At 71.0% G+C, this 14,035-nt stretch carries 13 protein-coding genes and 1 tRNA gene; 5 read left to right on the top strand and 9 right to left on the bottom strand.

Annotated features, from left to right (window positions below):
• The first annotated feature begins 104 nt into the window (after positions 1-104).
• From ACZ4Z5_RS04105 to ACZ4Z5_RS04120, 4 genes are read left to right on the top strand one after another with little or no spacing between them, the layout of a single operon-like run.
• Entirely contained in the window at positions 105-1,076 is a 972-nt protein-coding gene (locus tag ACZ4Z5_RS04105; RefSeq protein WP_468256626.1) for an ABC transporter ATP-binding protein, read from the top strand.
• Positions 1,073-1,957 (top strand): ABC transporter permease, encoded by an 885-nt coding sequence (locus ACZ4Z5_RS04110; RefSeq protein WP_468256313.1) that lies wholly within the window; start codon positions 1,073-1,075, stop codon positions 1,955-1,957. The genes ACZ4Z5_RS04105 and ACZ4Z5_RS04110 overlap by 4 nt, the downstream gene beginning before the upstream one ends.
• On the top strand, positions 1,954-2,865 hold the full coding sequence (locus ACZ4Z5_RS04115) for an ABC transporter ATP-binding protein (protein ID WP_468256315.1): 912 nt from the start codon (positions 1,954-1,956) through the stop codon (positions 2,863-2,865). The genes ACZ4Z5_RS04110 and ACZ4Z5_RS04115 overlap by 4 nt, the downstream gene beginning before the upstream one ends.
• A gap of 16 nt (positions 2,866-2,881) precedes the next feature.
• Entirely contained in the window at positions 2,882-3,601 is a 720-nt protein-coding gene (locus ACZ4Z5_RS04120) for an ABC transporter permease (protein ID WP_468256317.1), read from the top strand.
• A gap of 60 nt (positions 3,602-3,661) precedes the next feature.
• Here the strand turns inward: ACZ4Z5_RS04120 and ACZ4Z5_RS04125 are convergent, their stop codons facing one another.
• Entirely contained in the window at positions 3,662-4,027 is a 366-nt protein-coding gene (locus ACZ4Z5_RS04125; RefSeq protein ID WP_468256319.1) for a DUF488 domain-containing protein, read from the bottom strand.
• 245 nt (positions 4,028-4,272) lie between these two features.
• On the opposite strand from ACZ4Z5_RS04125, the gene ACZ4Z5_RS04130 reads away from it, so the two are divergent.
• A tRNA-OTHER gene (locus ACZ4Z5_RS04130) sits at positions 4,273-4,381 on the top strand.
• Between the two features lie 55 nt (positions 4,382-4,436).
• On the opposite strand, the gene ACZ4Z5_RS04135 is transcribed toward ACZ4Z5_RS04130, so the two are convergent.
• The 8 genes from ACZ4Z5_RS04135 to ACZ4Z5_RS04170 all read right to left on the bottom strand — a co-directional run bounded on the left by ACZ4Z5_RS04135 (position 4,437) and on the right by ACZ4Z5_RS04170 (position 13,940).
• Positions 4,437-5,237: an HAD family hydrolase gene (locus tag ACZ4Z5_RS04135; RefSeq protein ID WP_468256322.1), complete on the bottom strand. Its 801-nt coding sequence runs from the start codon at positions 5,235-5,237 to the stop codon at positions 4,437-4,439.
• Positions 5,234-6,511 carry a serine--tRNA ligase gene (gene serS / locus ACZ4Z5_RS04140; RefSeq protein WP_468256326.1) on the bottom strand — a complete coding sequence of 426 codons (1,278 nt, stop codon included), beginning with the start codon at positions 6,509-6,511 and terminating at the stop codon, positions 5,234-5,236. The genes ACZ4Z5_RS04135 and serS overlap by 4 nt, the downstream gene beginning before the upstream one ends.
• A gap of 458 nt (positions 6,512-6,969) precedes the next feature.
• Positions 6,970-7,905: a prephenate dehydratase gene (gene pheA / locus ACZ4Z5_RS04145; protein WP_468256329.1), complete on the bottom strand. Its 936-nt coding sequence runs from the start codon at positions 7,903-7,905 to the stop codon at positions 6,970-6,972.
• Between the two features lie 355 nt (positions 7,906-8,260).
• Positions 8,261-9,505 (bottom strand): iron uptake transporter deferrochelatase/peroxidase subunit, encoded by a 1,245-nt coding sequence (efeB, locus tag ACZ4Z5_RS04150; RefSeq protein ID WP_468256331.1) that lies wholly within the window; start codon positions 9,503-9,505, stop codon positions 8,261-8,263.
• 5 nt (positions 9,506-9,510) lie between these two features.
• Positions 9,511-11,892: a copper resistance CopC/CopD family protein gene (locus tag ACZ4Z5_RS04155; RefSeq protein WP_468256333.1), complete on the bottom strand. Its 2,382-nt coding sequence runs from the start codon at positions 11,890-11,892 to the stop codon at positions 9,511-9,513.
• 13 nt (positions 11,893-11,905) lie between these two features.
• Positions 11,906-12,352: a copper chaperone PCu(A)C gene (locus tag ACZ4Z5_RS04160; protein ID WP_468256335.1), complete on the bottom strand. Its 447-nt coding sequence runs from the start codon at positions 12,350-12,352 to the stop codon at positions 11,906-11,908.
• Positions 12,349-13,005 carry an SCO family protein gene (locus ACZ4Z5_RS04165; RefSeq protein ID WP_468256629.1) on the bottom strand — a complete coding sequence of 219 codons (657 nt, stop codon included), beginning with the start codon at positions 13,003-13,005 and terminating at the stop codon, positions 12,349-12,351. Before ACZ4Z5_RS04165 ends, ACZ4Z5_RS04160 begins: the two co-directional genes overlap by 4 nt.
• A gap of 167 nt (positions 13,006-13,172) precedes the next feature.
• Positions 13,173-13,940 carry a YcnI family copper-binding membrane protein gene (locus ACZ4Z5_RS04170; RefSeq protein WP_468256337.1) on the bottom strand — a complete coding sequence of 256 codons (768 nt, stop codon included), beginning with the start codon at positions 13,938-13,940 and terminating at the stop codon, positions 13,173-13,175.
• Positions 13,941-14,035 lie beyond the last annotated feature (95 nt).

Consider the following 14,035-nt stretch of genomic DNA (forward strand, 5'->3'; position numbering starts at 1 on the left):
GGAGCCGACCTCCCTAAGGGCACGTACGACTGGAGTCGGACACATATCCAGCCGCCAGGTCTGACGACCGATGTGGTCCGCGACACTACGGTCGACACGTGACTGTGATCGCGACCGAAAGCCTGAGCAAGCGGTACCCCCGGGTGACCGCGCTTGACCGGCTCTCCTTGGACATCGGACCGGGTGTGACCGGCCTGGTGGGTGCCAACGGAGCCGGCAAGTCCACCTTGATCAAGATCCTGCTGGGTCTCTCCCCCGCCACCGAGGGCCGGGCCACGGTGCTCGGCCTCGACGTCGCCACCCACGGCAGCGCCATCCGGGAGCGGGTCGGCTACATGCCGGAGCACGACTGCCTGCCGCCGGACGTCTCCGCCACCGAGTTCGTCGTGCACATGGCGCGCATGTCGGGGCTCCCGGCGACCGCCGCCCGGGAACGGACCGCCGACACCCTGCGCCACGTCGGGCTCTACGAGGAGCGCTACCGCCCCATCGGCGGCTACTCGACGGGCATGAAGCAGCGGGTGAAGCTGGCCCAGGCACTCGTCCACGACCCGCAGCTGGTGCTGCTCGACGAGCCGACCAACGGCCTCGACCCGGTCGGCCGCGACGAGATGCTCGGCCTGATCCGCCGCATCCACACCGACTTCGGCATCTCGGTGCTGGTCACCTCCCACCTTCTCGGCGAGCTGGAACGCACCTGCGACCATGTCGTCGTCGTGGACGGGGGACGGCTGCTCCGCTCCAGCTCCACCAGCGACTTCACGCAGGCCACCGCCACCCTCGCGATCGAGGTGACCGACTCCGACACCCATCCCGACGGCAGCGCCGCGGTGCGTACCGCCCTCGCCGCAGCGGGCGTCACCCTGCACGCGGGCGAGGAGCAGGGCCTGCCGGGAGCGGGCCACATCCTGCTGATCGAGGCCACCGGCGAGCACACGTACGACCTCGTGCGGGACACCGTCGCCGACCTCGGCCTCGGCCTGGTCCGCATGGAACAGCGCCGGCACCACATCGCGGAGGTCTTCCGCCCCGAGGCAGCAGCAACGGCCGTCGCAGCGGAGGTGCAGTCACGATGACCGGCGAAACCACACAGATCCACAACATCGGCTACCGCAACTACGACGGACAGCGCCTCGGCCGTGCCTACGCACGCCGCTCGTTGTACTCGCAGTCGCTCCGCGGCGCGTACGGACTCGGGCGGTCCGCCAAGTCGAAGGTGCTGCCGATACTGCTGTTCGCGGTGATGACGCTCGTCGCGGCGATCATCGTCACGATCGCGGTCGCGGTGCCGAACATGACCGAGCTGCCGATGAAGTACACCTCCTACGCGCTGTACCTCCAGGCGGTCATCGGGCTCTACCTCGCCTCCCAGGCACCACAGACGGTCTCCCGCGACCTGCGCTTCAAGACCATCCCGCTCTACTTCTCGCGCCCCATCGAACGCTCCGACTACGTCCTCGCCAAGTACGCGGCGATGGCCTCGGCGCTGTTCCTGCTCACCGGGATCCCGCTGGTGATCCTCTACGCGGGCGCGCTGCTGGCGAAGTTCGACTTCGCCGAGCAGACCAAGGGCTTCGCACAGGGGCTGGTGTCCGTGGCTCTGCTCTCCCTGCTGTTCGCCGGCATCGGACTGGTGATCGCCGCACTCACCCCGCGCCGCGGATTCGGCGTCGCCGGGATCATCGCCGTGTTCACCATCTCCTACGGAGCGGTGTCCACCGTCCAGGCCATCGCCCACGAGACCGGGAACGCCGGGGTCATCGAATGGCTCGGGCTGTTCTCCCCGGTCACGCTGATCGACGGGGTCCAGACGGCGTTCCTCGGCGCTCCGTCCGCGTTCCCCGGCAGCGACGGTCCGTCGGCCGGCACCGGGGTCGTCTACCTGCTGGCCGTCCTCGCGCTGATCGCCGGCTGCTACGCCGTACTGATGCGCCGCTACCGAAAGGCCGGGCTGTGACCACCATCGACATCGACCACACCTCGCGCTGGTTCGGCAATGTGGTGGCCGTCAACGACGTGACCATGTCGATCGGTCCGGGCGTGACCGGACTGCTCGGTCCCAACGGCGCGGGCAAGTCCACGCTCATCAACATGATGGGCGGCTTCCTCGCCCCCTCCACGGGAACGGTCACCCTCGACGGCACCCCCATCTGGGGCAACGAGCAGGTCTACCGGCACATCGGCGTCGTGCCGGAGCGCGAAGCCATGTACGACTTCCTCACCGGCCGTGAATTCGTCGTCGCCAACGCCGAACTCCACGGCCTGGGCGCCAAGGCGGCTCAGCAGGCGCTCGCCACGGTGGAGATGGAGTACGCCCAGGACCGGAAGATCGCCACGTACAGCAAGGGCATGCGCCAGCGCGTCAAGATGGCGTCGGCTCTGGTGCACGACCCGTCGGTGCTGCTGCTCGACGAGCCGTTCAACGGCATGGACCCCCGCCAGCGCATGCAACTGATGGACCTGCTGCGGCGGATGGGCGCGGAGGGCCGCACGGTGCTGTTCTCCTCGCACATCCTGGAGGAGGTCGAGCAACTCGCCTCGCACATCGAGGTGATCGTGGCCGGACGGCACGCCGCGTCCGGCGACTTCCGGAAGATCCGCCGGCTGATGACCGACCGGCCGCACCGCTACCTCATCAGGTCCAGCGACGACCGCGCGCTGGCCGCCGCCCTGATCGCCGACTCGTCGACCGCGGGTATCGAAGTGGACCTGAGCGAGCGCGCCCTGCGCGTCCAGGCAGTCGACTTCGGCCGGTTCACCACCGAACTGCCCCGGCTCGCCCGCGAGCACGGCATCCGGCTCCTCACCGTCTCGCCCTCCGACGAGTCGCTGGAATCCGTCTTCTCCTACCTCGTAACGGCCTGATTGGAGCTGTGAAGCGATGTACGACCCCACAGTCGCCCGGCTCACCTACCGGGCCCTCCTCGGCCGCCGCCGGGCCGCGATCCTCTTCGCGCTGCCCGCCATGCTGCTGGTCATCTCCGGTGCGGTGAGGGTGTTCAGCGGCGTCGACGACCAGGTCGCCGCGGACGTCCTGGGCGGATTCGCGCTCGCCACGATGGTGCCGCTCATCGGCGTGATCGCCGGAACGGGCGCCATCGGCCCGGAGATCGACGACGGCTCGATCGTCTACCTGCTGGCCAAGCCGGTGAAGCGGCCCACGATCATCATGACCAAACTGACCGTCGCGATCGCCGTCACCATGGCGTTCTCCGCGGTACCGACGCTGATCGCCGGGTTCATCCTCAACGGCAACGGACAGCAGATCGCCGTCGCCTACACCGTTGCGGCCCTGGTCGCCTCCATCGCGTACAGCGCGCTGTTCCTGCTGCTCGGCACGGTCAGCCGGCACGCCGTGGTGTTCGGCCTGGTGTACGCGCTGGTATGGGAGACCCTGTTCGGCAATCTGGTGCCGGGCGCCCGCACACTGAGTGTGCAGCAGTGGTCCCTCGCCCTGGCGGAACGCATCGGTGCGGAGGGCGTCATCGCCTCCGACGTCGCGCTGCCGACCGCGTCCGTGCTCCTCGCGGCCGTCACGGTCCTCGCCACCTGGTACGCCGGACAGAAGCTGCGCAGGCTGACCGTCGCCGGGGAGGAGTGACGACGACGGCCGTCGGCGCGGCACCGGCGACGGCCGGTCGCCGGCGGGGGCGCGCGATGCTCAGGAGGACGACAGCAGCCGGGCGAGCACGGCCGCGTGGCTGCTGTCGGGGTCCTTCACCGCGGTGAGCAGGGTGAGCGGCCCCGACCGGGCGAGGACCCGGAGCCGGTCCAGCTCCGCCGCCGCGTCCGCTTCGGCGAGCTCCGCCTCGTAGCGCCGGCGGAACTCCTCAGGGTCACCGGAGGAGCCGTGGAACCAGCGGCGCAGCTCGTCGGAGGGCGTCACCGCCTTCGGCCACTCGTCGACGGCCGCCGCGTCCTTGCGCAGCCCGCGCGGCCAGAGGCGGTCGACCAGGACGCGGGTGCCGTCCTCGGGCTCGGGCGTTTCGTAGATCCGGCGCAGACGGACCTGTGGTGACTTCGTCATGCCACCCAGGGTGTCCGGAAAATCAGTGGCCCGCCCGCCGGTCCCAGGGGCACAGTAGTTCGGGTCAGCAAGTCCACCGACCGGGAGAGGAGCACGGCGATGACAGAGAGTACGAGTCCGTCGAGCTCCCGGCGGGGACGTCGCGGGCCGGCACCGGAGTAGGGCTCATCACCTTCTCCGCGAGCCGTCTGCGACGCCCGGGGGCGGCCGCTTCGAGCGCGCTTCGTGCGCGGGCCGCCCCCTCCCGGAGGACTGGCCGAGTGGCAAGGCGGCGGCTTGCACTGCGCTTTGCTGAAAAGCGAGTCGTCGTCGGGGTCGGCCCCCGTGCGTGTTCGATCCGCGCATCCTCAGCCACGCCACGCCACGCCACCACGCCGCGACACCGCATCGTCACGCCACGACGGTCCGGTCACGGGAACAGCCGCTCCAGGACCACCGCGATGCCGTCGTCCTCGTTCGACGCGGTGACCTCGTGCGCCACGGCCTTCAGCTCGTCGTGTGCGTTGGCCATGGCGACGCCGTGCGCCGCCCACCCGAACATGGGTATGTCGTTCGGCATGTCGCCGAAGGCGATGGTGTCCACAGCCTTGAGACCCAGACGGCGGGCCGCGAGCGAGAGACCGGTCGCCTTGCTGAGCCCCAGCGGCAGGATCTCCACTATTCCCGGTCCGGCCACCACGATGTCGACGAGGCTGCCCACCACCTGCCGGGCGGCCCGCGCCAGCGCGTCGTCGTCCAGCTCGGGGTGCTGGACGTAGAGCTTGGTGAGCGGCGCCGCCCACAGCTCGGCCGGGTCCTCGTACGGCGTGTGCGGGAGCGGGCCCTCGTGCACCCGGTAGCCGGGTCCGACGAGGACGTCCCCGTCGAGGCCGTCCCGGCTCGCGGCGACGGCCAGCGGGCCGATCTCGGCCTCGATCTTCGCCAGCGCCACCGCGGCGAGCCGCCGGTCCATGGTGAGCGAGGTCAGCAGCCGGTGCTCACCCGCGTGGTAGACCTGCGCTCCTTGGCCGCAGACGGCCAGCCCGCGGTAGTCCAGCGCGTCGAGTATGTGCCGGGTCCAGCGGACCCCCCTGCCAGTCACCACGATGTGCGAGGCGCCCGCCGCGGTGGCGGCGGCGAGCGCCTCGCGCGTGCGCTGCGAGACCGACTCGTCGGAACGCAGCAGCGTCCCGTCGAGGTCGGTCGCGATCAGGCGGTACGGGAACGTCACTTGCCCACGGGCTCCAGGACGTCGCGTCCTCCGAGGTACGGGCGCAGCACGGCCGGCACCTTCACCGAGCCGTCGGCCTGCTGGTGGTTCTCCAGGAGGGCGACGATGGTGCGCGGTACGGCGCACAGCGTGCCGTTGAGCGTCGCCAGCGGCTGGACCTTCTTGCCGTCCCGCATCCGGACCGACAGGCGGCGCGCCTGGAAGCCGTCGCAGTTCGAGGCGGAGGTCAGCTCGCGGTACTTGCCCTGGGTCGGGATCCACGCCTCGCAGTCGAACTTGCGGGATGCGGAGGCACCCAGGTCACCGCTGGCGACGTCGATGACCCGGAAGGGCAGTTCGAGGCCGGTCAGCCACTCCTTCTCCCACTCCAGGAGCCGTCGGTGCTCGTTCTCGGCGTCCTCGGGCGCGACGTACGAGAACATCTCGACCTTGTCGAACTGGTGGACGCGGAAGATGCCCCGGGTGTCCTTGCCGTACGTGCCGGCCTCACGGCGGAAGCAGGGCGAGAAGCCCGCGTACCGCAGGGGCAGCTTGTCGGCCTCGATGATCTCGTCCATGTGGTACGCGGCGAGCGGGACCTCGGAGGTGCCCACCAGGTAGAAGTCGTCCTTCTCCAGGTGGTACACGTTCTCGGCGGCCTGGCCGAGGAAGCCGGTGCCCTCCATGGCACGGGGGCGGACCAGCGCCGGGGTGAGCATCGGGATGAAGCCGGCCGCGGTGGCCTGGGCGATCGCGGCGTTGACGAGCGCGAGCTCCAGCAGGGCACCGATGCCCGTCAGGTAGTAGAAGCGCGAGCCGGACACCTTGGCGCCGCGCTCGACGTCGATGGCGCCCAGCGCCTCGCCGAGCTCCAGGTGGTCCTTGGGCTCGTATCCCTCGGCGGTGAAGTCGCGGATGGTGCCGTGCGTCTCGAGGACGGTGAAGTCCTCCTCGCCGCCGACCGGCACGTCGGGGTGGACGAGGTTGCCGAGCTGCAGAAGCAGCCGCCGGGTCTCCTCGTCGGCGTCGTTCTGCGCCGCTTCTGCGGCCTTGACGTCGGCCTTGAGCTGCTCCGCCTTCTGCAGGAGCTCGGCGCGCTCCTCAGGGGTGGCCCTGGGGATCAGTTTGCCGAGCGACTTCTGCTCGGAACGCAGCTCGTCGAAGCGGACGCCGGACGACCTGCGCCGCTCATCGGCGGAGAGGAGGGCGTCGACGAGTCCGACGTCCTCTCCACGGGCGCGCTGGGAGGCGCGGACACGGTCGGGGTCCTCACGGAGCAGGCGAAGGTCAATCACCCCACCAGGCTACCGGTGTGGGGTGGGCCCACCCCACGGATATACACGCGCGCGACGGTTTGCCCGAATTCGGGTGATTAGGATCACGGGGAATTGCCCGGCCGAAAAGGTTTGTCCACAGGAAAGTGTGTGCCGGGAACGTTATCCACAGGCTGTGCGGAACCCCTGTGGATCGCGGGGGAGGTCATTCCGAAAGGCTGCGTGCGGGGCCCGGGATTCCCTGATCAAACAGACCTCACGCACTCATTCGGGTGGGAATTTCTCCCTCCAAAGAGTTGATCAAAGGAATTGGGGTGACAAGGCCCGGCAGGCGCCCTGTGGGTGGGTGTGGGGTCGCCGGGGCGATTTGTCGACCCTGTCGTAGATCGTTGTCGACTTGTCCCCAGGTCGAGAACCAAGCCTGTGGATAACTCTGTGGACATCCCCGGCCGCACCGGAGCGCGCCGCCGCCTCCGGCTTCAGCCACGGCCGTCCTGGCACCGGGCCAGCCACTCCGCCGCCAGCACGAAGTCCCCGTCCGAGGTGCCCGCCCGCAGCGGACGCACATCGTCGGCGGTCACCCCCGCCCTCGGATACGACCCGAGGAAACGGACATTCGGGCTGATGCGCCTCAGACCCATGAGGGCCTCGCCCACCCGGCGGTCGGCGATATGCCCCTCGGCATCCACCGAGAAGCAGTAGCGGCCAATTCCCTCACCCGTGGGCCGGGACTCGATCCGCATCAGGTTGACGCCCCGCACCGCGAATTCCTGGAGCAGTTCCAGCAGCGCGCCGGGGTGGTCGTCGCCCAGCCAGATGACCACCGACGTCTTGTCCGCACCCGTGGGCGCCGACGGCCGCGCGTGCCTCCCCACCAGGACGAACCGGGTCTGGGCGTTCTGCGCGTCGTGGATCCCGGTGACCAGCGGCTCCAGACCGTAGATCGAGGCCGCGAACTCACCGGCGAACGCCGCGTCGAACCGGCCCTCCTGCACCAGGCGCGCCCCGTCGGCGTTCGACGCCGACGACTCCCACGACGCGTCCGGAAGGTGCTCCGCCAGCCAGTTGCGGACCTGGGGCTGCGCCGCCGGATGCGCGGTCACCGTCTTCACGTCGGCGAGGGCCGTCCCCGGACGCACCAGCAGCGCGAAGGAGATGGAGAGCAGCACCTCCCGGTAGATCATCAGCGGCTCGCCGTGCGCCAGCTCGTCGAGGGTCGTCGTGATCCCGCCCTCGACCGAGTTCTCGATCGGCACCAGGGCGGCGGCGGCCTGACCGCCGCGCACCGCGTCGAGCGCGGCGGGCACCGACACCATCGGGACGAGCTCCCGGGTGGCAGCCTCCGGCAGCGTGCGCAGCGCGACCTCCGTGAAGGTGCCTTCCGGACCGAGATACGTATACCGAGTCGCCGACATACGGTCACCCTAATGCGCCGGACGGGGAGACGAGTCGTGTGCCGGACGGGGCGGACGAGTCGGGCGTTGGACGGGGCGGACGAGTCGGGCGTTGGACGGGGCGCGCGGTGCCGCGCCGTGGCGGAGGTGGACGTCGTCCCGTGCCGGGGCGCCGCGAGGTGCGTACGTCCCGCGGCGGCACGGACGGCGGGTCCGGGCCCGTCGTTCCTGTGGCGGGCACGCGCGCCCGCGTGGAGTCCGGCGGGGGTTCCGTCGTCCGGTCGGCCGCCACCCGCCCGCATGGATTCCGGCGACGTCCCGCCGTCCCGCCCGCGCACCCCGGAGCCGGGCGAGTCCCGGCGCGGGCTCCGCGTGCCTACGCCTCCAGCAGCCGCTGGCCCACGTACTCCCCGGCGCGCGCCCCGCCCGGGACGGCGAAGAGCCCGCTGGCCTCGTGCCGGATGAACTGCGACAGCGCGTCGCCCCGGTCGAGCTTCCGCTGCACCGGCACGAATCCCTTCAGCGGATCGGCCTGCCAGCAGACGAACAGCAGACCCGCATCCGGCACCCCCTCCGGCGAGATGCCGTCGTGGTACGAGAACGGGCGCCGCAGCATCGCGGCACCGCCGTTCGCCTCCGGAGCCGAGATCCGGGCGTGCGCGTTCGCCGGGATGACGAGTTTGCCGTCCCGGCCGAGCTTGTCGAGCTCCAGCTCCGCCGTCTCGCCGCCACCCGTGAGCGGCGCGCCGTCCGCCTTCCTCCGGCCGATGACCTGCTCCTGCTCGGCGACCGTCAGCTCCTCCCAGTCGTCCAGCAGCATCCGGATGCGCCGTACGACCGCGTAGGAGCCACCCGCCATCCACGACGGACTGCCGCTGTCCGGCACGAAGATCCGCTGCTCGAAATCCGGCTCCGAAGGCTTCGGATTGCGTGTTCCGTCCACCTGGCCCATCAGATTGCGGGCTGTCATCGGCCGACTCGTCGCCCCCGGCGATCGGTTGAAGCCGTTCATCTGCCAGCGCACCCGTGCCGTGGAACCGGCGTCTTTCTGCAGGGCGCGCAGCGCATGGAAGGCGACCAGGCCGTCGTTTGCCCCGATCTGCAGCCACAGGTCGCCGTTGCTCCGCTTGGCGTCGAGCTGGTCCGACGAGAACGGGGGCAGCGGGTCCAGCTGGGAGGGCCGCTGCGCCGCCAGACCGGTCCGGTCGAAGAAAGACGCCCCGAAGCCGAACGTGACGGTCAGGGAGGAGGGTCCGGCATCCAGGGCGATGCCCGTGTCATGACCGCCCGCGGCCGCCTCTTCCCCGGCCATCAGTTTCCGCGCGGTGTCCGACCAGCGGCGCATCAGCGCCGTGGCCTCCTTGCGTCCGGCACCCGCCGCCAGATCGAAGGCCACCAGATGGCCCCGGGCCTGCAAGGGGGTCGTGATCCCGGGCTGGTGCTTCCCGTGGAACGCCTCCTCGGCCGCGCCCACGGCGCTCAGCGTGCTGCCCTCGGCCTCGGGCGCGGCCGCGGCTGCGTAGACGCCGGCACCGCCGGCCGCGCCCAACGCCAGGCCGGTCGCTCCGGCGGCGCCCATGGTGCCGAGGATCCGTCGCCGGGAAATCTCGATGTCGCTCACGCTGTTCAGCCGATCTTCACGTTCTTCTTCACGGTCGTCTGGTCGATGTCGGAGGTGCGGACGGTCACCGCGATCTCCCACTCGCCGGGCATGGGGACCGCCACTCCGGCCGTCCTCCAGTGTCCGGTGGCGATACGGTCCGGTCCCACGGGGAGCGGACCGATGTCCTGGGCCCGGAGGGTGAAGGCGACCTTCACCTCGGGTGCGTCGAGCGGCCGCCCGTTGGGCCGGGTCAGCCACAGTTGCAGGGTGCTCGAACCGACCCGGCCCGGGTCGAGGGCCAGCCGCACCGTGCCCTTCCCGTCCTGGCCGCCGGTGTCGAACGGCAGGCTGATGTCCACGGGCCGGTCGGGGACCGCGGTCGACGCGGCGCCGCCGGACCGGCGGCCCGCCTCCGTCTCCGTACGCGCGGGTTCGGTGGACGTCAGCAGGGTGGTGACCGCCAGCAGCACCACGGCCACCACGGTCTCGACGAGCACCGAGCGCCGCAGCCCAGCCCGTTCCGGGTCGGCGTCGCGGAGCCGCCTGCGGCTGGCCGCGGTGATGGCGGCCTGCTGACGGGCGAGCTGCGCGGCCCGCGCGGGGTCGGGCCCCTCCGCGTCGGCCGAGGCCTCAGGGCCGGCGTCCCGGGCACTCCCGTCGGGAGCCTGCGTGGCCTGCGGGGCCTGCGGGGCCTGCGAGGGCACTGCGGCGGAGCGTTCCGGAGCTTCCGCGTCCCGGGCCGGTGCCCCGGGGGTGGCTTCCGCCGCCTCGTCCGGCGTCTGCGACGGAGCGGCGGAGGTGTCGGTGAGCCGTACGGTCCAGCGCCGGGAGACCGACGCGATGCCGACCATGAGGACGACCAGCCCGATCTTGACCAGGAGCAGCCGCCCGTAGTCCGTGCCGGTCAGGGCAGGCCAGGAGCCGACCTGCCGCCAGGACTGGTAGATCCCGGTCGCGGTGAGGGCGAGGACGCAGCCGAACGCCAGCCGGGAGAAGCGCCGGACCGCCGCACGGCCGATGACGCCGTCCGGGGTGGGCCGGGCGAGCGAGACCAGCAGCGCCGCGAGCCCGCCGAGCCAGCCGGCCACGGCGAGCAGGTGCAGTACGTCGACGGGCATGGCCACACCCGGCTGGGGGCCGGTCGAGGCGTGCTCGGAGAGCGCCCAGGTGGCGGCGATGCCGGCCGAGACGACGGTGCCTCCGATGGCGAGACCGAAGGTGAGGTCTTTCCTGTCGGGACCGGGGTCGTCGTGCGGGCGGGTTTCATCGGACAGGTCGGTGTCCTCGTGCGCGCCGACGCGCTCGGACAGGCCGGTGTCCGTGGTCCCGGTCTCCCGTGCGCGAGCCTGCGCGCGTACGGCATCGGTCTTCGTACCAGGCGTCCCGGATTCCGTCCCCGTGGTGGCCGGCTTCTCGCAGGAGACGCTGCCCGCCTCCGCCCCCGGACCGGCGACTGCCGCGCTGGAGAGGGCAGGTACGGCCGCCGCGTAGGCGCCTTCCCCGCCCGAGCCCGAACTGTCCGGGCCCGAACCGTCCGTGCCCGAGCCCGACTCGCCTGCCGCCGCCCCGTCCGCCGCCGCCCCGTCCTGCTGCGACCCCTCCTCCCGCCGGGCGTACGCCCCGAAGAGCACCGCGACGAACAGCGCGGCAGCGCCGAGCAGCAGCAGCCGGGAGACCAGAGACGCGCCGGTCTTCGTCTCCAGCACGGTCCGGAGGCCGCCCAGATCGAGGGCGTCCGCGAGCTTCCCGGAGCCGGTGTACGGATACCGCAGCAGCAGCATGGCGAGGGTGGACGCGGTCAGTGCGACCCAGCCGCGGACGACGAGCCGCTGCACGGACCGCACGCCCGCGGCGCGCGGCCAGCAGACCAGGACGAAGGCGCTGCCGCCCACGAGGACGATGAATCCCGCGTAGGAGGTGTACCGGGCGATGCCGTAGAGGGCGCCGACGAGCCCGCCGCCGGCCGGCTGCTCCGGCATGGCGACACTGGTCCGGGAGGGGGCGCCGATGGAGAAGGTGAAGGCGCCCGAGATGGGGTGGCTGTCGGCGGAGACGGCCCGCCAGGCGACGGTGTACGTGCCACGGGGGAGCTCGGTGTGCAGCCCCACCCCGTACTTGACGACGCCACCGCTGCACAGGTCCTGCAGTTCGCCGGTGTCGGCGCGTTTGCCGCTGGGGTCCAGGACGCGGATCGAGTCGTCGTCCATGGCGACCTGTTCGGAGAACGTCAGGGTGACGTCCTTCGGGGCGGTGGCGGCCACCGCCCCGTCCTCGGGGGTGCTGCCGGTGAGCGCGGCGTGCGCCGACGCGGGTGCCGCGCCGGTGACCAGGGCGCCGAGCAGGGCTGCCGCGACGAGCAGCAGCCGCAGCAGGGAGGTTCCGAGGCGCGGGGCGGTGGCTGTCATGAGGGGTCCGTTCTCAGTGGTGCTTCGGCTGGTAGGTGCGTTCCTTCACCGGGAGTTCGACCTTGACGGTGCCGGCCTTCTCGAAGTGCAGTTCGACGGGGACGGTGTCCCCGACCTTCGGTGCCCGCTTGATGGCCATGAACATGATGTGGCTGCCGCCGCGTTCGAGTTTCAGCTCGCCGTTGGCAGGGATGTCGAATGACGACACCTGCTGCATCTTCTGGTTCTTCGTCTCGTGGATCTGAACGTCGTCCGAGAGGGCGCTGGTGACCGAGGTGAGCTTGTCCCCCGTATCACTCGTGTTGGTGACGGTGAGGAAGCCTCCCGCCATGTCGCTCACGGGCTGCGGCATGAACGCGCCGCCTACCTTCAGTTCGGGCTTGCCTTCGGAGGAGCAGCCGCCCAGCGCCAGGGCGGCGCTCAGGGATATGACGGCGGCGAGGGTCTTGCGGCGGTTCACGGGTTCTCCCCCTTGACGATCTCGGGCAGGTCCTCGGTGTAGTCCTCGGCGCGGGTTCCCTCGCCGTAGAGGACGTAGCCGAGGTCCGTCTTGGGGGAGAAGGCGATCACCTGTGCGCCGTGCATGGAGACGACGGAGCCGTCCTTCTCCTTCTTCGGCGGGTCGATGCCGATGCCCACCTGGCGGGCCCCTGCCTGGATCGTCTTGAAGTCGCCGGTGAGACCGACGAACGAGGCGTCGCCCGCGCTGGGCAGCCACTTGGCGAGCTCGGCGGAGGTGTCGCGCTCGGGGTCGGTGGTGACGAAGACGACCTGGAGCCTGTCCTGGTCCGCCTTGGGGAGCGACTTCCTGGCGATGGCGATGTTGCTCATCGTCAGCGGGCAGACGTCGGGGCAGTGCGTGTAACCGAAGTAGATCAGCGTCGGCTTGCCCTTGGTCCGCTCCCGCAGGTCGTACTTCTGGCCGCGGGTGTCGGTGAGGACCAGGTCGGGCTTCTGCCACGGCCGGTCGAGTACGGTCGCGGGCTTTGTCGGGGCCCCGGAGACGGAGGCGACCGCCTGGCCGCCGGAGCCGGAGCCGCCCCCGCCGCACGCGGAGAGGGTGAGGGCGGTCGCCGCCATGAGGGCGGCGGCGAGCGCGTGCTTCTTGTGCATGGTCATTCGTCCCATTGGTGGGTGTGCTGATGGAGCTTCGGAGAACACTTCGGTGAAGGCCTCGAAGGACGCCCGACAGGGCCGGAGCGGACTTCGAAGGCTTCGAGGATTTTTCTGAAGGCCCGGGAGACTTCTGAAGCCTGCGAGACGAGGAGGAAGGCGTCCCGTCAGGCGGAGCGGCGGCGGCCGGCGAGCACGCCGAAGGCGACGCCCGCGACACCGACGACGACTCCGGCCGCTCCCAGGACCCGCGCGGTGGTGTCGGTGGCGGAAGCCGCGGTCTGCGTCCCCTCGCCGCCGTGCCCGGGCGCCCCTTCGTGGCTCTTGGCATCGTGACCGGTACCGGCGTCGCCGTTCTTGCCGTCGGCGCTCTTGCCGCCGCCGTGGTGGTCGTCACCGGACGCAGCCGAGAGCTTGAGCACCGGAGCCGGGTTGGCCGGCTCCTCCCGGCCCGCCTGCGGCTCCTCGATCCAGCGCACGACTTCCTTGTTGTCGTAGGTCTGCAGCGCCTTGAACACCAGCTGGTCGGCGTCGTCGGGGAGCCGGCCGATCGACAGCGGGAACTGCTGGAACTGGCCCGGTGCGATCCTGCCGCCGTCGGCGGTCCAGGTGACCTTGGTGACCGCCTGGTCGATCTTCTTGCCGTGCATCTCCAGCGGCTTGGCCAGCTTGGACTTGGTGACCTCGGCCTTCCAGCCCGGCACCGGCTGCGGCATCACGGACGCCAGCGGATGGTCGGTGGGGAAGCTGACCTCGACCTTCACCGTCGAGGCCTTGTCGCGCTCGTTCGGCACCTTGAAGTTGACCGTGGCGAAGCCGCCCTTGGCGGCCTGGCCCTGCGGCTGCACGCTGACGTGCGCGAACGCCGGGCCGGACAGCAGCAGTACGGCGGACGCGGTGAGGGCGCCGACAACGGCGGGACGAGAGCTCTTCATGACGATTGGGTACTCCGAAGCGGAAGCGGTTACGGATTCACGGTCCGGCGCGTACGGATGCGCACGGACCCCGCGGCACCACTCCGTAGGACTCC

Source organism: Streptomyces sp. NPDC030222 (assembly GCF_055573115.1).